Annotated in this window: 23 protein-coding genes; 2 read left to right on the forward strand and 21 right to left on the reverse strand. The window is 63.5% G+C overall.

All coding sequences use genetic code 11. From position 1 onward, the window contains the following. Positions 1-67 precede the first annotated feature (67 nt). Positions 68-1,531: a RimK family protein gene (locus JJ959_RS10525; protein WP_292883178.1), complete on the forward strand. Its 1,464-nt coding sequence runs from the start codon at positions 68-70 to the stop codon at positions 1,529-1,531. 19 nt (positions 1,532-1,550) lie between these two features. Here JJ959_RS10525 and JJ959_RS10530 read toward each other — a convergent pair whose 3' ends face one another. The 16 genes from JJ959_RS10530 to JJ959_RS10605 form a co-directional block, all read right to left on the reverse strand. Further along, a complete protein-coding gene (locus tag JJ959_RS10530; protein WP_292883181.1) occupies positions 1,551-3,695 on the reverse strand; it encodes a methyl-accepting chemotaxis protein in 2,145 nt (714 codons plus the stop codon). Between the two features lie 200 nt (positions 3,696-3,895). Then, complete coding sequence (locus tag JJ959_RS10535; protein ID WP_292883184.1) at positions 3,896-6,571, reverse strand: tetratricopeptide repeat protein; 2,676 nt, start codon at positions 6,569-6,571, stop codon at positions 3,896-3,898. A gap of 199 nt (positions 6,572-6,770) precedes the next feature. Then, positions 6,771-7,079 (reverse strand): antibiotic biosynthesis monooxygenase, encoded by a 309-nt coding sequence (locus JJ959_RS10540; RefSeq protein WP_292883187.1) that lies wholly within the window; start codon positions 7,077-7,079, stop codon positions 6,771-6,773. A gap of 18 nt (positions 7,080-7,097) precedes the next feature. Beyond that, positions 7,098-7,895, reverse strand: coding sequence for a heme ABC transporter ATP-binding protein (locus JJ959_RS10545; protein ID WP_292883189.1), 798 nt, complete (start codon positions 7,893-7,895; stop codon positions 7,098-7,100). Beyond that, positions 7,895-8,953, reverse strand: coding sequence for an iron ABC transporter permease (locus JJ959_RS10550; RefSeq protein ID WP_292883192.1), 1,059 nt, complete (start codon positions 8,951-8,953; stop codon positions 7,895-7,897). The genes JJ959_RS10545 and JJ959_RS10550 overlap by 1 nt, the downstream gene beginning before the upstream one ends. Positions 8,954-8,958: 5 nt before the next feature. After that, positions 8,959-9,801, reverse strand: coding sequence for an ABC transporter substrate-binding protein (locus tag JJ959_RS10555; RefSeq protein WP_292883195.1), 843 nt, complete (start codon positions 9,799-9,801; stop codon positions 8,959-8,961). Then, positions 9,798-10,865: a ChuX/HutX family heme-like substrate-binding protein gene (locus JJ959_RS10560; protein WP_292883198.1), complete on the reverse strand. Its 1,068-nt coding sequence runs from the start codon at positions 10,863-10,865 to the stop codon at positions 9,798-9,800. The genes JJ959_RS10555 and JJ959_RS10560 overlap by 4 nt, the downstream gene beginning before the upstream one ends. Before the next feature lie 10 nt (positions 10,866-10,875). Next, entirely contained in the window at positions 10,876-12,894 is a 2,019-nt protein-coding gene (locus tag JJ959_RS10565; RefSeq protein ID WP_292883201.1) for a TonB-dependent receptor, read from the reverse strand. Positions 12,895-12,994: 100 nt separating this feature from the next. Continuing rightward, on the reverse strand, positions 12,995-13,105 hold the full coding sequence (gene hemP / locus JJ959_RS10570; RefSeq protein WP_319024859.1) for a hemin uptake protein HemP: 111 nt from the start codon (positions 13,103-13,105) through the stop codon (positions 12,995-12,997). A 240-nt stretch (positions 13,106-13,345) separates the two neighbouring features. After that, complete coding sequence (locus JJ959_RS10575; RefSeq protein WP_292883203.1) at positions 13,346-14,380, reverse strand: energy transducer TonB; 1,035 nt, start codon at positions 14,378-14,380, stop codon at positions 13,346-13,348. Beyond that, positions 14,377-14,778 (reverse strand): biopolymer transporter ExbD, encoded by a 402-nt coding sequence (locus tag JJ959_RS10580; protein ID WP_292883206.1) that lies wholly within the window; start codon positions 14,776-14,778, stop codon positions 14,377-14,379. Before JJ959_RS10580 ends, JJ959_RS10575 begins: the two co-directional genes overlap by 4 nt. 3 nt (positions 14,779-14,781) lie before the next feature. After that, a complete protein-coding gene (locus JJ959_RS10585) occupies positions 14,782-15,186 on the reverse strand; it encodes a biopolymer transporter ExbD (RefSeq protein WP_292883208.1) in 405 nt (134 codons plus the stop codon). 6 nt (positions 15,187-15,192) lie between these two features. Further along, on the reverse strand, positions 15,193-15,885 hold the full coding sequence (locus JJ959_RS10590) for a MotA/TolQ/ExbB proton channel family protein (protein ID WP_292883210.1): 693 nt from the start codon (positions 15,883-15,885) through the stop codon (positions 15,193-15,195). A gap of 34 nt (positions 15,886-15,919) precedes the next feature. Further along, entirely contained in the window at positions 15,920-16,378 is a 459-nt protein-coding gene (locus JJ959_RS10595) for a hypothetical protein (RefSeq protein ID WP_292883213.1), read from the reverse strand. A 95-nt stretch (positions 16,379-16,473) separates the two neighbouring features. Then, positions 16,474-17,586, reverse strand: coding sequence for a cupin domain-containing protein (locus JJ959_RS10600; RefSeq protein ID WP_292883215.1), 1,113 nt, complete (start codon positions 17,584-17,586; stop codon positions 16,474-16,476). A gap of 14 nt (positions 17,587-17,600) precedes the next feature. Further along, the gene (locus JJ959_RS10605; RefSeq protein WP_292883217.1) at positions 17,601-18,782 is read right to left on the reverse strand and encodes a 3-hydroxybenzoate 6-monooxygenase; all 1,182 of its coding nucleotides are present in this window, start codon (positions 18,780-18,782) and stop codon (positions 17,601-17,603) included. 133 nt (positions 18,783-18,915) lie between these two features. On the opposite strand from JJ959_RS10605, the gene JJ959_RS10610 reads away from it, so the two are divergent. Beyond that, positions 18,916-19,395 carry a MarR family transcriptional regulator gene (locus JJ959_RS10610; RefSeq protein WP_292883220.1) on the forward strand — a complete coding sequence of 160 codons (480 nt, stop codon included), beginning with the start codon at positions 18,916-18,918 and terminating at the stop codon, positions 19,393-19,395. Positions 19,396-19,401: 6 nt separating this feature from the next. Here JJ959_RS10610 and JJ959_RS10615 read toward each other — a convergent pair whose 3' ends face one another. The 5 genes from JJ959_RS10615 to JJ959_RS10635 form a co-directional block, all read right to left on the reverse strand. After that, on the reverse strand, positions 19,402-20,709 hold the full coding sequence (locus tag JJ959_RS10615) for a TRAP transporter large permease subunit (RefSeq protein WP_292883223.1): 1,308 nt from the start codon (positions 20,707-20,709) through the stop codon (positions 19,402-19,404). Continuing rightward, positions 20,709-21,233 carry a TRAP transporter small permease gene (locus JJ959_RS10620; protein WP_292883226.1) on the reverse strand — a complete coding sequence of 175 codons (525 nt, stop codon included), beginning with the start codon at positions 21,231-21,233 and terminating at the stop codon, positions 20,709-20,711. The genes JJ959_RS10615 and JJ959_RS10620 overlap by 1 nt, the downstream gene beginning before the upstream one ends. Positions 21,234-21,314: 81 nt before the next feature. Further along, positions 21,315-22,295: a TRAP transporter substrate-binding protein gene (locus tag JJ959_RS10625; protein ID WP_292883229.1), complete on the reverse strand. Its 981-nt coding sequence runs from the start codon at positions 22,293-22,295 to the stop codon at positions 21,315-21,317. Positions 22,296-22,555: 260 nt separating this feature from the next. Beyond that, a complete protein-coding gene (locus tag JJ959_RS10630) occupies positions 22,556-23,473 on the reverse strand; it encodes a polysaccharide deacetylase family protein (RefSeq protein ID WP_292883232.1) in 918 nt (305 codons plus the stop codon). 1 nt (position 23,474) lies between these two features. Then, the gene (locus JJ959_RS10635) at positions 23,475-24,137 is read right to left on the reverse strand and encodes an aspartate/glutamate racemase family protein (protein ID WP_292883235.1); all 663 of its coding nucleotides are present in this window, start codon (positions 24,135-24,137) and stop codon (positions 23,475-23,477) included.

A 24,137-nucleotide genomic window follows, 5' to 3' on the forward strand; every position in this document is an offset into this window, starting at 1 on the left:
GCCGAATGGCGCGCTGGGGCCGGGGCAGGCTCCGTGCGGCGATTATCGTACGAAAGGATGAGAAACAGTGACGGACTGGCTGATTCTTACCGAGAGCCGCAAGGACATCGACCATACCGACACGCCGCACAAGGTGCTGTCGGTCCGCGATTACCTGTCGGCGGCCGGGCTCTTCGACGGCCTCCGGCCCGTGGTCATCAACCTGGCGCGCAGCTACGCCTATCAGAGTGCGGGCTACTACGCCTCGTTGCTGGCCGAAGCGCGCGGCCACCGGGTGATCCCGACGGTCCAGACCATGCTCGAACTGTCCCGCAAGGGACTGTACGCCTCGGCGCTTCCGGAACTGGAAGAGGCCATCAACCGGGACCGCAACCGCAAAACCGAGCCCGAACAGGAGAGCTTTACCCTGCTGGTCGCCTTCGGCCGGCCGTCCGTCGCGGGATACGAGAAATTCGCCCGGTTGCTGTTCGACTGGTTCCGCTGCCCGATGATCGCGGTCGAGGTCGATACCGGCGAATGGACCCGGATCAAGAGCCTGAAACCGGTCTCCCCGAAAGGCCTGACGACGGAAGACAGGGAATTCTTCACCCAGGCGATGGCGGCCCATTGCCGGCGGTCCTGGTCGGGACCGAAATCGAAGACTCCTCTGCGCTGGAGCCTCGCGGTCCTGCACAATCCGAAGGAGGCCATGCCGCCGACCCAGATCAGTTCCCTGAAACGGCTGGCATCTGTCGGCGCCAAGATGGGGATCGAAGTCGAACCGATCCAGCAGAAGGATCTGCCGCGCGTCGCCGAATTCGATGCCCTCTTCATCCGGGAAACAACGTCGGTCAACGATCATACTTTCCGCTTCGCCCGCCGGGCCGAGCAGGAAGGCATGCCGGTGATCGACGACACGATGTCGATGATCCGCTGCACCAACAAGGTGTACCTCAAGGAAATGATGGAAGCGGCAAAGCTGCCGATCCCGAAATCGATCGTCATGGCTTCCGCCGGCGGCCTCACGAAGGCGGCCGAAACGATCGGCTTTCCGATGGTCGTGAAGATTCCGGACGGCTCCTTCAGCCGCGGCGTTCACAAGGTCAACGACCTGGACGCGCTGACCTCGCTCTGCACCGATCTGTTCCATAAGACCGACCTGCTGCTGGCGCAGGAATTCATGCCGACCGATTTCGACTGGCGGGTCGGCGTGCTCGGCGGCAAGCCGCTCTATGTGAGCCAGTACCTGATGGCTCGCAAGCACTGGCAGATCGTACACCACAAGGCGGACGGCAAGTTCGACGAGGGCGGCTTCAAGACCATGCCGGTAGAGCAGGCACCCGCAGAAGTGGTGGATGTCGCGGTCAAGGCCGCCGCCATGATGGGCGACGGCCTCTACGGAGTCGATCTGAAGCAGAATGCCGACGGGGTCTTCGTCATCGAGGTCAACGACAACCCGAACCTCGACACGAACATCGAGGGCGCCGCGCTCGGCGACGAACTCTGGCGCCGCCTGCTCGGCTGGTTCCTGGAACGGCTCGAGGCGAAGTAGCCGCCGGACGCCCTCCTATTTAGGCGTTGCGTACCTCGTCGAGGAAGCGGCGCACGGTCTCGTTCAGCGAATTGGACTGCTGTGCCACCTCGCGGGCGGTCTGCAGCACCTGGCTTGCCGCGGTGCCGGTTTCCTGCGCTCCCTCGGTCATCGAGGAGATGTTCGCGGACACCATCTGCGTGCCCTGCGCGGCCTCCTGAACGTTGCGGCTGATCTCCGAGGTCGCCGAGTTCTGCTCCTCCACCGCCGAGGCGATGCCGGTCGCGATCTCGCTCACCCGGGCCACGGTCTCCGTGATGGTCCGGATCGCGTTCACCGCGCTTGCGGTCTCCGACTGCATGGCGGAAATCTGCGTCGTGATGTCCTCGGTCGCCTTGGCGGTCTGGTTGGCGAGATTCTTCACCTCGCTTGCCACCACGGCAAAGCCCTTGCCCGCCTCGCCGGCGCGCGCGGCCTCGATGGTCGCATTCAGGGCAAGCAGGTTGGTCTGTTCGGCGATGTCGTTGATGAGGCCGACGATCTCGCCGACCTTCTGCGCCGCCTGATCGAGCCCGACCACGGATTCCCGCGTATGCTCCGCCTGTTCCGAAGCCTCGGCGCTGATCCGAGTGGACTCGCTCACCTGCTGGCCGATCTCCCGGATCGAGGACGCAAGCTGCTCGGCCGCGGCCGCCACCATATCCACGTTCGAAGAAGCCTCGCTCGACGCGGCGGCAACGGAATCCGCCTGGGACTGGGTATTCTCGGCAATCCCCGCCATGGACTGGGCGGTTGAATCGAGTTCCGTGGTCGCGCTGGCGACGCTGCGGAGCGCCTCGCTCACGGCCTTGTCGAAGTTCTGGGTGATCTCCTCGATCTTCTTTGCCCGGGCCTCGCGGCGCTGCTGGGAGCGCTCCTGCTCCGCCTTCATTTCCTCGTTGCGGACCATGTTCTCGCGGAAAACCTCGACGGCCCCGGCCATCTCGCCGATCTCGTCGCCACGTCCGGCACCGGGGATCTCGACCTCGAGATTGCCGTGGGAGAGTTCGTTCATGACCCCCGTCATCTGTACGACCGGCCGCAACGCATTCCGGGCCGTGGTATAGCCGATACCTGCCAGGAGAACGAACATCACCGCACCGACGATCGCGAGGATGTTCCGCATTTCACGCACCGGGCCTAGGATTTCGGCCTCGCTCATCTCGCCGAGCACCGCCCACTTGACCCCCGCGAACTCGAGCGGCTTGTACACGGTATAGACCGCGGTCCCGAGATAGTTCGCACCCTTGACGGTACCTTCCTCGCCAGCGAGGGCACGATCCGTAGCCTCAGTCTCTGCTTTGGCCTGCAATATGGCTTCCGCGCCGGAAATCCGGGAGGAGCTGCGCAGCAGGCCGTCGGCGCCGACCAGAATCGTCTCGCCCGTCGCGCCCATTCCTGCGGTATCGCGCATCAGCCGGTCGATCAGGCCGTCGGGGATATGAAAAACCAGGCTGCCCGCGAATTCGTCGCGGACAAAGATCGGCGTCGCAATAAAGGCCGTCGGCGCGCCGCCGCGCGGCTCGTAGGGATGGAAATCGGTCATCACGACCCGGCCGGGCTCCGGGTTCTCAGCCAGCGTGGCGACCGTTCCGGCCAGTTCCGTGTCCTTCCAGGGGCCTTCGACAAGATTGGTCGCGAAATCCTGGTCCTTCAGCACGCTGTAGACGATGTTGCCTTCGTTATCGATCAGCATCACGTCGGCATAGCCGCGATCCTCGGCCAGCTTGCGGAACCACGGGTGGTTTTCCAGGTGATATTTCGTGTATCCAGAATCGTCCTCGGCCTTGTCGAGCAGTTGCTTGCTGCCGGGCGGATTCGGATTGTCCTCGATATAGAGCTTCTGCAGCGTCTCTGTCGGATTGCCCTTGCGCGCGAACAGGCGGAACCCGAACTTGAACCCGTTCAGCGCCTTGTCGGTCCCGGTATTGGCGGCAACGATCTGCAGGTCGTCACGGATGGAATCCAGCAGGGTCCGGAGCGCGGCAACACGTGCCACCGACATGGCCTCGAGTTGGGCCACCGCCCGCTCTTCCATTTGCCGCGCGGACTGGAAATAGCTGAAAGAAGCAACCACCAAGATCGAAAGCGCCGTCGCGATCCCGACAAGCGCCGGGATCTTGGTCGACAGATTGATGTTCTTCACGAAACCCCACCCGAGAAAATTAGTATTGCCGATTCGAAATACCTAGCGACCGTATTCACTAAAACCTGACGAAATTCAAGTTCGGCTCAACGGCTCTCTTTATTAAAGCAAGGATAAGTTAAAAAGCCGTCGCCAACAGACGGGATAAATATAAAATTCAACGCATATTCAATACAGCAGCGAAGGCGCAGCACGCGCGGCTACTCGATGGCGCACCACTTTGCCCACATCGCGCGGCAGGCTGCCTCGAAATCGCGCGCGAATGCGGGACCGTCCATTAGCGGCGACCGCTCCATCTCCTGCCGCAGGGTCTGTCGCAGATATGCCAGCCTCTCGATGTCGGAAGCGAGGTCGCACGCAATGCGAACGTAGTCGTCCTCGGTTTCGGCGATCCATTCCGGATGCCCTAGCTGGGTCAACATCGAGCTGCCGAGCGTTCCTATCGCGGGTTTCCCACGTAAGGTCACCGCCGGCATTCCCATATAGAGGCACTCGCAGAACGTGACTCCTGCACAGTGAGGGATTGTATCAAGCATGATGTCGATCTGCGCGTGAGCATCAAGGACACGGGGGCAGAAATCGACCGTCATGCGCTCCCGTTCGACCCCGCATTTCTCGAAACGTTGGATCAGTTCCTCACGTATCTTGGGGTCGCGGCACGACTGGCTGAACAGAGCGAAGTGCGAATCTGGCGAGCGCATCATAAGCTCGGACCACACCCTGACGACTTGATCGTTGATTTTAATAGACCGCGCAATTGCCCCGAACGTCACATAGCCGTTCTTCAAGACTGGGGATGGCGTCAGAGGCAGGTCCTTGTCCAGCGGTGTATACGGGAACACCGTATGCGGAAGGTTCCAGATCTTTTCGGAGAATAATCCGTCCGAGCCCTCTGGCGTGAAGACCGGATCGCCGAGAAAATAGTCAATCGCCGTGAGGCCGGTGGTCACTCCATGGTCGAGCCAATGAAAGGAAACCGGAGCAGGTTTCTCAGCGAAGACATTCAATCTGCTGGCCTTGGTGTGCCCACAAAGATCGACAAGAATATCAATCCCGTCGGCACGGATCCGATCCGCCAATTCGCGATCACCTATGCCGAAGGTCGGAACCCAATGATCCGAGAACCCGCGCATCTGCTCGGTGAGATTATCCGCGCGATCCGAATGGTACGCATAACTGTAAATCTCGAACTTGCCGTGATCGTGGTGCTGAAGCAAAGGCAGAAAAAAGCTCGTGCTCGAGTGTCGCTGAAAAGAACCACCGACATATCCGATCTTAAGACGCTTATCTGGATCCCGGCAGTTCGGATGAGGTTGCCACCGGCTCCGAAGGGGGCCGCCGATTTCCGCATCGAAACGCTTATAAGCCGACAGGTAGCGCTCTATCTCCAAGCCCGGGATGTATTGCAGGAAAAAAAGGAGCATTTTATGGATTTCGGGATTATGAGGCTGTCGCTCGACAGCACGCGTGGATAACGCGAAGGCCTCATCGAAACAGGCCAAGTCGGCGAGATAAAGCCCAAGACGCGCAAGAACAAGTGCTTCATCCGGGGCGATCATCTGGGCCCTGCGCAAGGGAACCTCCGCATCACAGATCTTCTGTTTTTCGATCTGTGTCAGACTCAGGTTCAAATACTGGGGAGCTTCATCGGGCGCCGCGATAATCGCACGACGCAAGATTGGCTCGGCCCGGCTATCACCTTTTGCCTGCCAGGCCATACCATGCGCCCCCATAAGGGCCGGGGAGAGAGGATCAACAGAAAGTCCGGCCTGCGCCAGTTTGATTGCGCCATCAAGATCCTGCATGTCCCGCAGGACAGCGATCATATTAACCAGCGCGCTGAGTTCCGCCGGCGCCAGGCAGATTGCCTTGCGATATAAGTCCTTCGCCAGAAACAATTCGCCTTGCTTCTGTGCTACCGCCCCGAGATTCCCCCAGGCCTTGGCGTGTTCCGGCGTTGCCGCGACCACCTCCAAAAAGGTTCGCCTTGCCTCCTCTAGGGCCCTTTTCGCCAAATAGGCCGTCCCGAGATTGTATCCGGCGGCCGCGTATTTCGGCCGTATCGCAAGGGCCCGCCGGAGCCATGAGATACCGGTTTCGGCCCGTTGCAGAAGGGTGCCGAAATTGTAGCAGTTTTCAGCTGAACCAGGCTCGATGAGAAGGGCCCGGCGGAAAGGCATTACCGCGTCGTCCTTCGCTCCTGAGGCCTGCAGCCTGGTCCCGAGATTGCGATAGGCCGCAACAAATATCGGATTTGCCGAAAGCGCGGTGCGGTAACAGGCCAGCGCTTCCTCGTTGCGGCCAAGATTGGTCAACAGATTGCCGAGATTATTATGTCCCTCGGCCAATGCTGGTGTGGCTTCCAAACCGGTCCGGTATGCCGCGACCGCGGCATCGGTCCGCCCCAGTTTGTCGAGCACCATACCGAGGCTACACCACGCCAGACCAAGTCCCGGCGCATGCCGAACAGCGGCCTCGAAACTGCGTTCCGCGGCCTCTAGCGACCCCGCTTCGTGTTGCATAATGCCAAGATTGTAATGCGCCGAGGCATAATCGGGCTGCAGACGGATCGCTTCCCGAAAGCAGCGTTCTGCATCGGTGTCGCGCCTGAGCCTACGATAGGCATTGCCAAGGTTATAGTGGGCCTCCGCGTTTGCAGGCTGGCGCTGGAGCGATTGCCCGATGAGATCCGCCGCGACGTCTGGCCGCCCCACCTGAAGCGCCACGACGCCCAACAGATAAAGCGCTACCGGCTGCCCCGGCTGCTCTGACAAAATCTGTCGGTAAAGCCTTTCGGCCTCAACGAGATTTCCCGCGCCATGCGCACTCGTCGCGCGTTGCAGGAGAACTTGAGGATTGGCAGCCTGATCCGTCATGGACACTCTGACTTGAGGCGCGCCGTCAGGCGCTCGTTGCCGCAATCATAGCGCCTGAGATCGGGTTTGGAAGAACCCCGCAGGCCGGATCAAATCGATTGAAATGTCTCGCGACTGGCGGAGGCGCCGAGACCAGCATGGAACGGCGTCCGGGACCTGCTTTCGGACGCCGTTCTCAATAGATCGGTCACGTGAGGCCTCAGAGCTTCTGCACCGTTTCGAAACCCTCGAACTGCGGGTGACCCGCATAGAGCGGCTTGTTGTTGCCGGCATTGGCGTGCGCCTTGCGGAAATGCTCGGACTTGGTCCAGGCGACGAAGGAGTCGTAGTCCTTCCAGAGCGTGTGCGAGGCATAGAGCGTGTGATCCTCCGCCTCCGGCCCCTTGAGCAGGCGGAACTCGACGAAACCCGGGACCTGGTTCAACTGGCTGTCCCGCGTCTTCCAGACGGTCTCGAAATCCTGTTCCGATCCCTTCAGGACCTTGAACCGGTTCATGGCGATATACATGCGTCTCTCCTCTGACGTTCAGGCCCTTTGGGCCGGATGCGTGTCCGGATCGTAGACCGGCACGATACGCGGGCGGCCGTCCATGGCCTCTTCCACGACAATCTCGGTTTCATAGATGGCGCTCAGCCGCGCGGCTGTGAAGACGTCCGTCCCCGTCCCGTCCGCGACAACGCGCCCCCGATGCATCAGCACCACCCGGTCGGCGAAGGCGGCGGCGAGGTTGAGGTCGTGCAGCACCACGAGCACGCCCTCCCCCAGCCGCGCCGCGCGGCGGGCGATCCGCATGGTGGCGATCTGATGCGCGATGTCGAGGCTGGCGGTCGGCTCGTCCAGCATCAGGTAGCCGCAGGCCCTATCCGAGGCCGCAAGCTGGACCAGGACGCGCGCCAGATGCGCCCTGTGGCGCTGGCCTCCGGACAGGATCAGGCAATTGTCGTCGGCGCGATCGAGAAGGGACACATCGCGCAGGGTTTCACTGATCAGCAGGTTGGCCCGCTCCGGCGGCACGTCGCGCGGAATGCCGAGCGCCAGAAGCTCGCGCACCGTGAAGGCCGCGCTCAGGGTCGGCGTCTGCTCCAGAACGGCGCGGCGGCGAGCGAGCACGTCCGGCGGAAGGCCGGTGACACTCTGCCCGTCGATATGCACCAGACCCTGCTGCGGCGCGTAGTCCCCGGCCATGACCGCGAGCAATGTCGATTTCCCGGCCCCGTTCGGTCCGCAGAGCGCGACCATCTCTCCGGGCCGCACCTTGACGCTGACGTCCCGCAGCACCTCGGTTGACCCGAAGCCGTGCCAGATCCCCTGGGCCTCCAGCATCAGAAACCTCCCCTTTTCAGGCGCCGCATCAGCAGCCAGAGGAAGAACGGCCCGCCGATCATGCTGGTGGCAAGCCCGATCGGCGGCTCGGTCGGCGGCACGGCGAGCCGGACCGCCAGATCGGCGCCGAGGATCAGGGCCCCGCCAATGAGGGCGGCCGCCGGCAGCACGTTGCGGTGCGCCGGGCCGACGATCAGCCGCGCCATGTGCGGCGCGACCAGGCCGATGAAGCCGATCGGCCCCGCCGCCGCCGTCACCGCGCCGACCGCGATCGCGGTCATCAGGGCGATGCGCCATTTCTCACGCTCGATATCGATCCCGGCGTGGAAGGCCGCGCGCTCGCCAAGCTGGAAAAGATCGAGGGAACGGCCCATGGTCAGCAGACCTAGTGCCGCCGCTAGTGCCAGCATCGTGGTGACCGAGACCTGCATCCAGTTGCCGGAAGCGATCGAGCCCATCGACCAGAAGGTCAGATCGCGCAGCTGCTGGTCGTCGCTGATATAGACCATGGCGCCGATCAGGGCGCCGGCGATGGCATTCACCGCGACACCGGCGAGGATCAGCATGGCGACGTTGGTGCCGCCGCTGAGATGCGAGAGCGAAAAGACGAAAGCGGTGACGAGCAGCCCTCCGGCGAAGGCGCCGAGCGGAAGTGCATAGGGTCGGACCGGGGCCGGCAGGTCGCCGACGAAGTAATTTCCGAGCACGATGACAGAGACGGCCCCGACCGCGGCACCCGCCGTCACGCCGATCAGGCCGGGATCCGCCAGCGGATTGCGCAGCACGCCCTGCATCGCGCAGCCCGAGAGCGCGAGACCGAACCCGACCGCGAGACCGAGCACGGCGCGCGGCAGGCGGATCTGCAGAAGGATCGCGCTCGGGCCCTGCTCGCCCTCGCCGAGGAGCACGGCCAGCAAGTCACCCGGTCCGAGTCTGACCGGCCCGAGCGCAAGTTCGGCGAAAACGACGATCAGCAGGGCCGCCCCGAGCAGCGCAAACACCGGGATCCCGGCAAATCGCGCCGCCGCGTGGCGCGGCAGGGCCGAGGTCTCGGACATTTCGTTCAGCCGCCCCGCAAGGCCGTGGCGAGCGAGCGCACCGCCTCCGGCGCACGGGGGCCGAAGCCGAGCAGAAGCAGGCCATCCATCGCGACGTAGCGGCGCTCCTGGCCGGCCGGCGTCAGGGCAAACTCGGGCCGGGAAAGCATGACATCGATGCCTCCCAGACGCTCCACGGTCTGGGACATCATCAGCAGCACGTCCGGCGCCGCTTCGATGATCGCCTCCTGCGACATCGGCTTGTATCCGGAGAAGCCTTCGGCCGCGTTCGACGCGCCCGCGAGGGCGATGATCGCGTCGGCGGATGTCTCCGCGCCGGCAACCAGCGGCGCGCCGTCACGTTCGCTCAGGACGAAGATCACCCGAGGGGTATCGGTGTAGCCTTTGGCGGTTTCGAGGGCCTTGGCCATATCCCTCTCGACCCGCTGCGCGAGAGTCTCGCCCTCGGCCTCAAGGCCAATCGCCTTACCGACGAAGCGGACCTTTTCGAGCACGCCCTCCGGGGTATTCCCCTTCGGCGCCAGTTCGACGCGCAGCCCCGCGGCGCGAAGCTGCTCGACGGCCGCCGGAGGTCCGGCGTCATGCGCGGCGATCAGAAGATCCGGCTGCAGGGAGAGAATCCCTTCGGCGGCGAGCCTGCGGATATAGCCGATCTGCTCTTTCGAGACCGCTTCAGACGGATGGTTCGAGGTGCTGTCAACGGCGATCACCCGGTCGCCCGCCCCCAGCGCATATATGATCTCGGTGATATCGCCGCCGGCGGAGACGATCCGCTGCGGGCTGTCCGCGTGCGCCGCTTCCGCGAGCAGCAGTGCCGCGGCGAGGAATAGGAACGGCAGCCGTCTCATGCCGCCGCTCCCGTGACGAAGCCGTTGACCAGATCGAGCCAGGCTTCCGGCTCCTCGGCGCCTTCCTCCCGGACCGGGAAGAACTGGCAGATCACGTTTCCGTCGGAATCGAAGCTGTCGAGCGAGGTGATGTTCAGCCCCTTTTCCGTCGAGGTCTTGCAGACCAGGTAGCAGGCGGCGATCGCGTCGTCCCTCAGATGCAGGTTGAAGCGCGGATCGAGGATGTTGAGCCACCCCGCGGCCCGCTTGATGGTCTTGACCGGCCCCGAATGGACCTGCACGCAGCCGGGACCGCGCACGAAACACATGATCGGCAGGCCGCTTTCGGCGACGCTGTTCAGCATGTACTCGACCGAGGTCACCGGCACCGGCCGGGCGAACTCCTGCCCCGCCAGCCGGAGTGCCTGCTGACGCCCGATACCGAGTTCCGCCAGCATCCGGTTGAACTGATGCCCGTTGCCGAGACGGCTCCAGCGTCCGCGGAGATCCTCGACGTCGATCTCGGAATCGGGCCTGTCCTGCTTTGCTGGTTCCGGCGCCGAGAACTCAAGCGGTTTCGGCGACGGGTCCGTGTACTCCTCCGCAAGCGCGACGAAAGCGTCCAGATCCGTGCCCTTGACGGCGTAGATCTTGAACGCAGCCGTCCCCGTCGCGTCGAAGAACTGCAGCGAATGCCGCGTCATTTTCGGCGACTCGTCAACCACATGGAATCCCGTCACCCATTTGGTGAAGAACATCCGGAGGTCGATCTCCTTCCCGAATGCCGAGCCCATATGGGTGTTGAAGCGCATGTTCTCGAACACGCCGGTCTTCTCGTGCACGCAATACTCGTTGCGCGTGAGAACCATGACGTCGCCGACGGCCGGGAGGCGCTCGATCAGCGGGACGACTTCCATGCCGGAGACCGACAACCGGCGGACGCCGCCGTCGAGCTCCATCGCTTCCAGAAGCGCCGCCTCAGGGACGCCGAGGGCGGCGGCCGCGGTACGCGCACGGACCGCTCCCTCCTCTTCCTTCATGCGATTGAGCTCAGCGAGCAGCTGTTCCGCCGATTGTCTTGTCATGTTTCTCTCCTCAGAACTGGCGTGCGAGTGTGATCCGGAAGGTCCGGCCTGCCGCGTTGTCGCCCGAAAGATGTTCGCGATAATTCTTGTCGAGCAGGTTCTCGACGCCGAAGCGCACCTCGGTCCCGCCCATGACGCCTTCCGTCGGCTTCCAGCTGGCGAACAGGTTGTGCACCGTGTAGCCGTCGGTCGTGAGGGTGGTGCCGGAGACCTTGTCCTGCCCTGCGGCGAAGACGCCGCGCCAGCCGAAACTCAGGTCCTGCTCGGGAAGCCGCCCGCCCAGGGTCAGGACGAGTTCGTCGGCCGGGATCGAGTTGAGATCCTCGTCGGTCTCCGTGTTCTCGCCGCGGATCATGGTGTAGGCCGCTCGCGAGAAGAAATACGTCGATTCGTAGGCCGCTTCGAACTCGACGCCGACGATCTCCGCCTGGCCGACATTGTAGAAGGTCGCCCGGGTGTTCTCGCGCTCGATCAGGTTCTCGACCTCGTTGCGGAACAGCGTGGTCTTCGCGGTGAAGGCATCGCTTTTCATCGCGACATCGCGGAAGGACGCGGCGACGCCGCCCTCGACGTTGAAGGACTGTTCCGGATCGAGATTGAGATTGCCGCTATTGGCATCGAACAGCTCGTCCAGGACCGGCAGCCGCTCCGTGTAGGAGACGGAGCCGAACACGCCCCAGTTCCGGTTCATCTGGTAATGCGCCGCCAGTTTCGGGGAAACAGCGGTATTCTCGACTCCATCCTGACTGAAGCTTACGCTGCTCGTCGGCGTGATGGACTGGTGATCGAGCCTCACGCCCGGGATCAGGGTCAGCTTGTCCCAGAGCACCAGTTCATCCTGGACATAGATGCCGTACTGCTCCGTCTCGCCACCCGGATGGAAGTCGATCCCGCCGGTCGTGTTGATCGAGCTGACCGGTGTGTCTGCCGTCCGGGTCTGATAGGCGGTGCTGATGCCCGTGATCAGGTGGTTCTCGAACGAGTCGCCACTGAAGGACGCTGTGTTCTCGACCCGCGCCTGCCAGGTTTCATAGGCGTAGTAAGTGTCCTGGAAGAGCTGGGACGTGCTGACATTCTTCAGGGTCGAATTGTACTGGTCGACTTCGGTGTTCGAATAGGAGCCGTGGACCTCCAGGTCGATCAGCGGGTTGTTCGCCGGCGTATAGCCGTAGCTCAGAACCGCGGTCTGATCCCGCACCTCGCGGTCGATATAGCCGAAGCTGAGCGAGGTATTGGTCTGCGAATAATTGTCGTTCTTGTCCTCGGTTTCCCAGTGCTGGTAGGAGGCACGGAGCTTGTGCTCCTTGTCCGCACCGAACCTGTAGGTCCCCTTCAGAAGACCCGACGGAGCCTCGAAATCCGAGCCGGTCACGGCATTGCCGTCACCATCCTCGTACTCTCCCGCCCGGCGGTAGTTGAAGGCGCCGAGGAGATCGAGGTCGTCCACGGGCCGCGCGGCGAAGATGCTCGAGGTCAGGAAACCGGATTCGTTGTCGTGGGCCTCGAATTTCTGCCGGAAAGCATACTTGTCGTCGCCCTTCAGGTAGTCGGCGGCATCCTTGGTCGTAACGTCGATGACTCCGCCGAGCGCACCGGAACCATAGAGTGTCGAGGAGGCCGGACCGCGCAGGACTTCGACGCCCTTGTAGAGTTCCGGGTCCGAGAAGAAGGAGCCCATCCGGTACTGCTCGTGGAACTTCGTGGCGCCGTCCACGCGGACGATCAGCCGGTTCTCGTCGGCCGAGCCGAGCGAGCCGATACCGCGGATGTTGAAGCTTTCGCCGAGCACCCGCTCGGAGCCGATCGCCTTCACGCCCGGAAGGTCGGTCAGCACGTCGCCGATGGTGGTCGGCTGCGCCGCTTCCAGGTCCTCCTGGTCCACGACGGACACCGATTGCGGAGTCTCGATGGCTACTTTTTCCTTGCCCGCGGAAACCACGATCCGGTCGAGCCGTGTGGCCTCCTGGGCATCAGCCGGCAGGGCCACAGCGGAGGCGATACACGCCGCCGCAGCGATATAAACACGCATTCGAAAGCCTCTTCGTCAGAAGGTCGCTGGTGGTTAGCTGCCTAGCGAAAAGGCTGGGTGGCTGGATGTTGCAGGCCGGAGCGGCGCCCCGGTGATCCGGTTATTTCGTCAGGATAAGCTTGTTGTTGTTGGTGACGCGGAGCCGGTACTCGGCGCCGTTGAAGAGAAGAAAGACCTCCCGATCGTTCCCCATCAGATCGCTCACATGGATTCGGGTTTTCTCATCCGAACCGTCCGATCGCGAAACGGAAGCGGTCTCACCGTCTTCCGGCTTGTCCGAGGGTGTCCCCGCCAACAACTCGGCTACTCCTGCTTATTCCAGATCACGCGAAGCGGCATTCCCCACCGCATTGTTGATCAATGTCATAATGCAGTGATTTCGTAAATGCAAATCATTCTCATTTGTAATGCGCATATTTACGCATGACAGTGACTGCCGCGATGTCCGTCGTCAGCGCAGTCTGAAATCGATCGATGTCGTGAGTTCGAGCGTGGCGCCGGCGATTTCCGGCGGCATCGAGGGCATCGGATCCGCACGCTTCAGGAGTTCCAGGACAGCCTCGTCGAGCACCCGCTTGCCGGAGCTCTCGACGATCGAATGCTCGAGCACACTGCCGGCGCGGTCGATCAGGAAGCGGAACTGGACCGTTCCCTCATAGCGCCGCAGGCGTGCCGCACGCGGATACTTCTTATGCCGCTCGAGCCAGCTTTGCAGCGATGCGAGATAGGATTTGCGGGCTCCCGCCGCACCACCTCCACTCGAAGAAGCCTGCAAGGTGCCGGCTGCAGTCGAGAGGGTCGGCGAAGAGGCCGCCGCATCGAAGACCGCGCCCGATCCCTTCTTCTGCTCCGCAACCGACCGTTCTGACGCTGGCTCCACTGCCGGATCAGGGCTCGCGGCCTTTGCCTCGACCACTTCCACCGCCTTGACCGGGCGAGGTGGGACCGCGACCGCCGCCTTGACGGGCTGCGGCTTCGGCTCCGGCCGCGCCTGGGGTATCGGCGCCGGGGCAACCGGTTCCGCGACTGCCTGGACGGTCTCCGCCTCCACGACCGGTACTTCGACCGGCTCCGCTGCAACCGGCTCGGGTTCAACCGGCTCAGAGACCTTCACAGGTTCGGCCGGCACCGTCGCCGCGACCACCGTCTCCACAACCTCCGGGATCGGAGCCGCTTCGACCGGCACCGTCGTGTCGGTGATGCTTTGGACCATCTCCACAGGAGGCGCCTGTTCCAGCGTCGCCTGCTCGGCCGTGCCCTCGACAACCCCTTCGGCCTGCGCCGCACCGACCTCGCCGATCTCCCGCGCGCCTCCGGCCTCGCCGATCATCACGGTGAGTCCGCCCGACGCGCTATCGAAAGCACTCGTCGCGGGCTCCTGGAACGCGGCCATCGACCAGACCGCCGCGCCATGCAGCGCCACGGCGACCGCAAAACCGGCCACCTTGGAAGAGATGTCCCCGCGCCGCTGGATAACCGCACTCATGACGCCCCCGTCGCCAGCAGCCCGAGTTCCTTCAGGCCCGCTGAACGAAGCTCTTCGATCAACGCGATCACGTCGGCCGCGTCACTCCTGGCATCGGCCTTCAGCTTCAGACGTCCGTCAGGATGCTCCACGAACCAGGCCTTGAGCCGCGCAACGATCTCGTCGCGCCGGACGATCTCGTCGCGGAACGAGAGGGTACCGTCGTCATCCACGAGGAGTATCGCGGTGGTGTCGTCGGGCAGGTCTGTCCCGAGAGTCTCCGGCGGCTGGATATCGAGCAGATCCGCTTTCTCCAGCGCTCCCGCCAGCATGAAGAAGATCAGCAGCAGGAAGACTACATTGATCAGCGGCAGCACGTTCTCGGCGGCGGATTTCCGTTTCGGCTTGACGAGACGCATCGCTCAGCGCTCCGGCCGGCTGGCGAGGGTCACCTCGGTCAGCCCCTGCGCCGCCGCCTGGTCGACCGTGTCGACCACCGCCTGCAGCGGGACGCCGCGCTCCGCCTCGAGCACGATCTTCGGCTTGGTCTCGCGCCCGGCCAGCTTCGCCAGCCGCTCGGTAAAGCCGGCATGATCCATGTTCTCGCCGGAGACGAGGAAGCCTCCGTCGGCCTTCAGCTTTACCAGCACAGAACCCTCGGACGCACTGCCCGCGCCACCGAGCTTGGCCGTCTGCAGGCCGATCGATCGCCAGTCGAGAAAGCTCGAAGCCAGCATGAAGAACACCAGAAGGATGAAGACCACGTCGATCAGCGGCGTGAGAGATATCTCCGCCGTAGGACGCCGCCGCCGCGCTGCGAGGCGCATGTCTGCCTACTCCGCGCCCTGCAGAACGGCCGATGCCGGCGCATGGCGCGCCACCTTGTCCTCGGCGATACCCGGCGCGGCGGTGAAGACCTGCGTCGCCGCGTCTTCCATTGCCCGCCCTGCGCGCTCGACGATGCCGTCGAGCAACTGGTGCGCCGCGGTCGCGGGAATGGCGACGACGAGCCCGGCTGCCGTGGTCAGCAGGGCGACCCAGATGCCACCCGAGAGGATCGAGGGATCGACCTTGTTGCCGGCCTCTTCAAGCGCCTGGAAGGCGTCGATCATGCCGATCACCGTGCCGAGCAGCCCGATCAGCGGGCTCAGCATCGCGATTGCGGAAAGCAACCTGAGGCCGGAGGACAGGCGGTCGAGAAAAAGTCCTGCGACACGCTCCACTTCCTCGCGCATCTCGGCATCGTCCAGCTCCCGGCTCAGCCGGAGCTGCATCGCATATCGTGCGATTGCCGAGGCGGGGTGTCCTGCGCCCTCGAGTCGCGCAATAGCGGCACGATTCTGTCCCGAGCGCCACAGCCTGAGCGCTTCGTCCCGATCTCCGCCGCTCCAGAGACGCAGCATCAGGAACTGAACCAGCTTGGAGACGAAAACAGTGGTCGCCAGGACGGACATAAGCGCGAGCAGATACATGATCGGCCCGCCCGCTTCCATGAACCCCCGCACCTGATCGATAGCTGACGTCATTGCATTACTCCCGGGACCGGCGCGCGCCGTCCGCTCACTGGGTGAAGGGAACCGTCGTCCGCGTGGCGGTTTCGAGGCTGTTGGCACAATGGTCGGGCGAAACGGCCTCGGCGCCCTCGACCTCGCAGGCGAGCACACCGTTCATCAGCATCCGGCCCACATTGCCGCAGTCGATGGATTTGAGATCGAAGAGCTTGACCCGCGTGTGCTCGCGACGGATCGGCCCGAGTTCGGCACCGACGCGGCGCACCACGATCCCGTCGGTATCGAAAGCGACGATGTCGAGTTTCAGCCGGGCCAGATCCGTTCCGGTACCGTTGTTCAGCACCCAGGTGGTGCGGCAATCCTCGCCCGCCGGTTCAAGCTTGTTCAGCTCGACAAGCAGCCGCTTTCCGGACAGGTCGGCCGCACCCGCGTCGAGCGAGAGCAATGTCACGGTCAGCGCGACCAGAACCGTCCGGGAAAGTCGCTCGAAGCGCATGGGCACACCCACCTGGAAAATCCGAAATGAGAGTCATTCTCATTAAGAACCTTCTTGGTACAGGAAGGAATTGCCGAATGCAACCGCTCACGGTGTCGCAGACGGCGTCAGCGCGGCTCGATAACTCCATCCACTTCGGCGCGGGCGAAATTCAGCCGTTCCATGATCGGTGCATCCGAGAAACGGAAGAGGTCAAAGCCGGTTTCAGCTTGCAGCGACCACTGGATCCAGGACGGGACGACGAACATGTCGCCTTTTTCCAGCTTGTGCTCCGTGCCGTTCAGCACCACCGCGCCCGTGCCGTCGAACACCTGGAAGACGGACGAGCCAACCTCGCGGCGCGACACCGTCTCGGTTCCGGCGCGAAGGCGGTGAAACTCGGTGCGCATGGTCGACATCACATCGCCGCCGGTGGTCGGGTTCACATAGCGGATCGCCGCATGGCCCTTCTCGACGGTGACATCGTAGCCTTCTTCCTCGAGCTTCAGCTGTTCGGAGAGCGCCCGGTCGGTATGTGCCCAGCGGTAGGCGCCGATCGGCGAACTCGCCGTCGCCTTCAGGCGGGAGAGCGGACGCAGCCCCGGATGGCACCAGAGCCGCTCGCCGCGGGAGAATTCCGGCGTCGAGCTGTCGCTGACCTTCTCCGGGCCGAATTCGAAGAAGCCGACATCGTTCTGCTGGGAGAACGGGATATCGAGCCCGTCGATCCAGGCCATCGGTTTGTCGGTGACGTTCTGGTGGCCGTGGAAATGCCATCCGGGCGTCAGCAGCAGGTCGCCCCGGCTCATTCGCACCGGATCGCCATTCACCACCGTCCAGACCCCCTCGCCCTCGACGACGAAGCGGAAGGCGTTCTGCGAGTGTCGATGCTCCGGCGCGGTCTCCTTCGGGCCGAGATACTGGATCGCCGCCCACATGGTCGGGCTGACATAGGCATTGCCGCCCAGCCCCGGGTTGGCCAGGCCGATGGCCCGGCGCTCTCCGCCGCGACCGACCGGCACCAATTCGCCGGATTTCTCCGCAAGCGGCAGCAGCTTCGACCATTTCCAGACATGCGGCACCGCCTTCGGAGACGGATGCGCGGGCATCAGATCTGCGCGCTGGGTCCAGAGCGGCAGCAGCGACTCTTCCTCGAAGCCCTTGTAGAGCGCGCGCAGCTCCGGCGTATCCTCCGGCTGCATGCCATGCGGCGCCGCCGCCTTGTCCTTGTCCGGTCCCATAGCCTCGTCTCCTCTCAGTTCTGCAATCCGTTCGAGCCGTAGAGCCAGTGCAGTCGGTCGTACCATTCCTCCGGCGTGCGGCTCGACATGATCTGGTTCCGGGCCGCCGCGATGGCGCCGTCCGGGTGATAGATGTAATCGCCGATCAGGCGGCTGCTGACCTGCACCCGCGTGGTGCGCGGCAGGCGCATGTCACGATAGGTGTTCAGCGCCGTCTCGATCCCGTCGTGGCTATCCATGCAATGGGCGAGGCAGACCGCATCCTCCATCGCCATGCAGGCACCCTGCGCGAAGTACTGCAGCATGGGATGGGCGGCATCGCCGAGCAGCGCGACGCGTCCGTCGATCCATTTGTCGGTCGGGTCGCGGTCGCAAAGCACCCAGAGCTTCCAGTTGTCGCCATGCTCGATGATCTGACGGGCACGCGGATGGATATGCTCAAAGCCCTGCGCAACCTCCTCTTTCGAGACCGGCCGGCCGGAAATCGCTTCCTGCAGATCGCGATGATAGGTCACCACGAGGTTGAAGACCTTCCAGCCCTTCAGCGGGTAATGGACGATATGGCATTTCGGCCCGGCCCAGAGGGTTGCGGCGTTCCAGCGCAGATCCTCGGGCATCTGCTCGGTCGGGATCACGGACCGGTAGGTGGTATGACCGGAGATGCGCGGCTCTCCGTCGCCGACGAGCTGTGCGCGGATCGGAGAGCGCAGCCCTTCGGCCGCGATCAGCGCACTGCCGCTGACCGGCTCCCGGTCTTTAAGTTTCAACGTGACGCTGCTACCGTCCTGCTCGTAGCCCAGCGACTTGTGACTGGTGCGGAGCTCGACCAGTGGGCTCGCCACGCAATAATCCAGCAGCACCTTATGCAGATCGGCCCGGTGAACGACGGCATAAGGATTGCCCATGTGGCGGCGGAAATCCTCGCCGAGCGGGATCTGCGCGATCTCGCCGCCTTCCTTGGCATCCATCAGCCGGAGCGCGTCGATATAGACCGCCTTCGCCCGCGCCTCGTCGCCGACGCCGAGGGTATCGAAAGAATGGAAGGCATTCGGCCCGATCTGGATGCCGGCCCCGATCTCACTCAGCTCGGCCGCCTGCTCGAACACGATCGAAGCAATGCCCTTCTGCGCCAGGCCCGCCGCCGCAGCAAGTCCGCCAATGCCACCGCCGGCGATCAGTATGGGTCGGTCCGCCATCAATTCCTCCCTTGCCTGCCGTCTTGCATGCGGCCGATTCCGGTATTGGCGCCGATGGAACTGAATACCCGTTGCGCCCCGAGGTCAAGTTGATAAGTATACTTACTATCTAGATTGCAGATGGAGATCCGGGATGACGCTTGAGATCCACGGCATGATCGGCCACCTGATCCGGCGGCTGAACCAGATCTCGGTGTCCGTGTTCCAGGACCGGATGAGAGCGGAAGGCTACGATCTGACGCAAGTGCAGTACGCTGCGATGGCGGCGCTCGCGCACCATCCCGGGGTGGATCAGGCGACGTTGGCGGGCCTCATCGCCTATGACCGTGCGACCATGGGAAGCGTGCTTGAGCGACTGGTCGAACGCGGCTGGGTGGACCGGCGGGTCAGCGAACGGGACCGGCGGGCACGGGAGCTATTCCTGACCTCAGAAGGCACCGCCCTGATCGAGGCCGTCTCGCCGATGGTGAGGGAAATCCAGGGACTGATCGTGGACGGGCTCGACACCAGGGAGCAGGCGGAGTTCCTCAGGCTTGCGGCCAAACTGGCGGATGCGGGTAACACGCGCAGCCGCGTTCCCCTTATCGTCCCGGAAACCTATTCCGCAGCGTGAGCTTCGTCAGCTCTTCCGGACCATGTATTCGACCGGCCAGGTCACCAGTTCCGGGAAGATCCCGATGATCAGGATGCCGAGCAGCATCAGGAAGAAGAACGGCACGGACGCCTTCGTCACCTGAAGGATGTCGCGCCCGGTCATGCCCTGCAGCACGAACAGGTTGAAGCCGACCGGCGGGGTGATCTGCGCCATCTCGACGACAATCACCGTGAAGATCCCGAACCAGATCAGATCGATGCCGGCATTCTCCACCATCGGCAGCACCACGGCGGCCGTCAGCACCATCATCGAGACCCCGTCAAGGAAGCAGCCGAGGAAGATGTAGAGCAGGGTCAGAAGAACGAGCAGCATCGCCGGCGAGAGGTTCCAGGCATCGACATAGCCCGCCAGCACGCGCGGCACGCCGGTGAAACCCATGGCGATGGAAAGGAACGCCGCTCCCGCCAGAATGAACGCAATCATGCAGGAGGTCCGGACCGCCCCCATCAGGCTTTCCATGAAGGACGCCCAGGTCAGAGACTTCGACCACCAGGCGAGCGCCAGCGCGCCGAGCACGCCGATCGTCGCCGCCTCGGTCGGCGTCGCGAAACCGCCATAGATCGAGCCGATGACACAGAAGATCAGCAGCACCACCGGGAACAGCAGACGCGAGGCCTTCACCTTCTGCCAGAAACTCAGCCGTTCCGGCTCCGGCGGGGCCAGTTCGGGATTGAGCAGGGCACGGATCGCAACATAGGCCATGAAGATCCCGATGATCATGATGCCCGGGATCACGCCGGCGATGAACATGCGGGAAATCGATTGCTGCGCGATCACCCCGTAGACGATCAGCATGATCGAGGGCGGGATCAGCAGGCCGAGCGTGCCGGATCCGGCGAGCGTGCCGATGGAAAGTCTCTCGTCGTAACCGCGCTTCTTCAGTTCCGGAATGCTCATCCGTCCGACGGTGGCACAGGTGACGGCGCTGGAGCCCGCGACCGCCGCCATCACGCCGCAGCCGACGATATTGACGTGCAGCAGTCCGCCCGGAAGCCGCGCCAGCCAGGGCGAGAGCCCGTTGAACATATCGGAGGACAATCGCGTCCTAAACAGGATCTCGCCCATCCAGACGAAAAGCGGCAGGGCGGTCAGCGCCCAGTTCCAGCTCGCATCCCAGACGGTGCCGGCAAGGGTGATGCCGGCAGGCACGGTGGAGAAGAACTGGATGGCAACAAACCCCACGGCCAGCAGCGCCGGCGCGACCCAGATGCCCGATGCCAGCAGGCCGAGCATCAGCACGAACAGAATGATGGAAATGACGCCCGCATCCATCAGTCATTCTCCCCCTGGAAGAGAGCGGTGGAGTTCTCGACATAGCTCGGCGTGCGGCCGAGCAGGATGCTGATGAACTCGTCGACAAGGGCGATGGTCAGGATCCCGGTGCCGAGAGCCATGGCGGACTGCGGGATCCAGAGCGGGATGGCGAGCAGACCTTTGCTCTTCTCCCCGAACGTGAAGGAGAAATAGACCTGATCGCCGGCCCAGTAGGCCATGTAGGCCATGCCGGCAGCGCAGAAACCGACGGCCCAGAGCTCGGTCAGCTTGCCGAGGGGCCCGGAGGCGAGCCGGACCAGCAGCGTCACGCGGATATGACCGTCATGCCTGAAAGTGTAGGCGAGACCGAGGAACGTCGAAGCGGCCAGGCAGAAGCCGGCGCTTTCCGTCGAGTCCACGGCCACGCCGAAGAAGCGTCCGACGATCTGCGCGACAATGGTGAGCGCAATCGCCACCAGGAACAGCGCGGAAAGATAACCGCTTCCGAGATAGAGCCCGTCCAACAGACGTCGTACCGCCATGGAATGTCCCCGGAATAAATCCTGAAATTCTTTGTGAGAGGTGTGCGGCCGCCGGAGCTCCGGCGGCCGCCGCCCAATAGGTTACTGAAGGGCGAGATAACGATCGAGGATCGCGATCGCTTCCGGGCTCGCCGTTTCGCGCCAGCCTTTCATCATCTCGAGACCGATTTCCTTCATCTTCGCGGTCACGGCTTCCGGCGCCTTGGCCGTCGTCATGCCGTTCTTCGCCAGCACCGCCATCTGCTCGGCAGTGGTCGCCGCGCTCATTTCCCAGGCGCGGAGCTCGGCCTTTTCGGCCGCGGCCAGCATGGCCGCCTGGTCTTCCGCGGAGAGCGCCGAGAAGGCCCGCTCGCTTACGATGACCGCGTTCTTGGAGAAGATCGCGCCGGCATAGGTGAAGTTGGAGGTGTTGTCCCAGGCCTGGATGTCGATACCGGTCTGCGGAGAGGTGAAGAGGGCCTCGATCAGGCCGGTGGAGAAGGCCTGCGGAATCTCCGCGAAGGGCAGGATGGTGGCGTCGAAGCCGAGCATCTCACCCATCTTCTGGGTCGCGGTGGAATAGATCCGCAGCTTCTTGCCGGAGAAGTCCTCGACCTTGGTCACCGGGAACTTGGTGTAGAAGCCCTGGCCCGGCCACGGTTGATAGAACAGCACGCGCATGCCGGCCTTCTTGAAGATCGCGTCGAAATATTCCTTCTGCAGATCCTTCAGCAGCCAGGCCGAAGCGTAATCCGGCGCAATGAAAGGCAGGCCGGCGAGGATATACATCGGGTCCTCGTTGCCGTAGACGCCGAGACGGATCTCGCCGATCGGCACCTGGCCGCGCTGCACGGCGGTCTTGATCGCATCGAGCTTGATCAGCGTGTCGTTCGGGTTCAGCTGGATATTCACCGAAGAGCTGGATTTAACGTCCTCGATAAACAGCTTGAGGTTCTTGGTGAGGAAGTTGCTGTCCGGATAGCCGGAGGCCATGATCCAGTCGACCGCCTGGGCCTGGCCGGCCGAGGCCAGCATGCCAGCGCCGATGACGGCCGATGCCACGAGAGTCTTGAATTTACCCATTTGCCACTCCTGTTCTTTGATTTTTGACGGTGAGGAACCGCCTGGGAGGAAGAGAGCGTTGAGGAGTCCGGAACCCGCAAGGAAGCGGGCCAAACCTGCGCCTGCTGCACATCTGCAAGATAGGGACCAGAATGCACCCGGCTTTTTTACTTTGGAATCATAACGTTCCAAGATCCACCAGATGTCGCCGGGCTATATTCCTGCTCACTTTCTGAGCAGGAGCCGCCCTTATCTGATCGCATACCGGGCAAACGTCCCCCTCAGGCACCCTTTCCCTCTTGCCATTCTGGCAGACCTGCAAGCTGGCGCCAATGATGCGCGATCTCGTCGCGCCGGGCGCACCAGATTCCGTCGAGGCCGGCGAGGTGTTTCAGAACCGCCTCGAGCCCGGCGATCCGACCCGGGCGGCCGATGATGCGGAGATGCAGGCCGATGGTGATCATCTTCGGCCGCTCCGCGCCCTCGGCCCAGAGCCAGTCGATGGCGTCAATGCAGTACCTGGCAAAATCCTCGGCGAAGACGAAACCGCCGCCGCGCTGGAAGCGCATGTCGTTTGTGTCGAACCCGTAGGGCACGACCACATGACTTTTCCCGCCGACCTCCATGACAAAGGGCAGGTCGTCGTTATAGGCGTCGCTGTCATAGAGAAAGCCGCCCTCCTCGACCAGCAGGCGGCGGGTGTTCGGGCTCGGCGCCGAGCGGGTATGCCAGCCGACCGGACGCGTTCCCGCGACCGCCTCGATGTCGCGGACGCAGTTCGCGATGATCTCCCGCTCCCGCGCCTCGTCCATCCCCGCGTGGCGTTCCCAAAGATAGGAATGACAGCCGATCTCGTGACCACGCGCGACCAGGTCCTCCGCCATCCAGGGCGACAGGGTCAGCGCCCGGGCGCAGCAATTGGCATAGGCTTTCACACCGTAGCGGTCGAGCAGGTCCATGACGCGCCAGTAGCCGGCGCGAGTACCGTACTCGAAATGGGTGTCCTTGCAGGGGTCGGGCGCCCCCGCGACTCCCTCGACGATCTCGTAGACATCCTCGTTCCGCGCATCGCCAAGGCTGACGGAATATTCCGCCCCTTCCTCGACATTCACCACGAAGGAGACCGCGAGCCGGGCGCCGCCGGGCCATTCGGCATGTGGCGGCGTGCGGCCGTAACCGAGGAAATCGCGTCCGCTCACATCAGGCGCCCTCGATCATCTTACGGATCCGGCGCGCGGCGGCCGGCACCGGCCCGACGATCGGGCAGGGCGGATTATTCGCGGCGAGCGCCTTGGCCGCATCGGCAAGCGGGCCGCCGCCGATCACAACGGCGTTGACGTCGCCGCGCGCGACCACCTCGTCGATCATCCCGCGCAAGGTCTTCACCAGCGCTTCCGGCTGGCTCATCAGGACATAGGCGTCGGTCTTGGTGGACAGCTGGACCACCAGCTTGTCGCGGACACCGTATCGTTCGGCCAGCCCGTTGATCGGATCGAACAGGTCCGGCGTCGGCGTGACGATGGCAAAGCTTCCGTATTCGGCGGCTTCCAGCATCCCCGACTCCGCAATCCCCACCACCGGCACGGAAAGCTTTGTCTTCAGTTCCTGCAGCGCCGGGTCTCCGAAGGCCGCGACGATCACCCCGTCGAGCGGATCGCGCCCCTTGTCAAAGGCCTCAACCATCAGGTTGGTCGCAAGTTCGAGCCCGGCATCGTCGGTGATGATAGAGGGCGCGCCCACATTGGTCATCTCCTCGACATACCAGTCGGGACCGAGTTCCTCGCGCACGGCTACCGCCATGCGCTCGGTGACGTATTCGGTCGCGTTCGGATTGATCAGCAGGATGCGGTGCTCGGCAGCCAA

Origin of the sequence: Nisaea sp., from assembly GCF_017640745.1 — a bacterium.
GTDB lineage: Bacteria > Pseudomonadota > Alphaproteobacteria > Thalassobaculales > Thalassobaculaceae > Nisaea.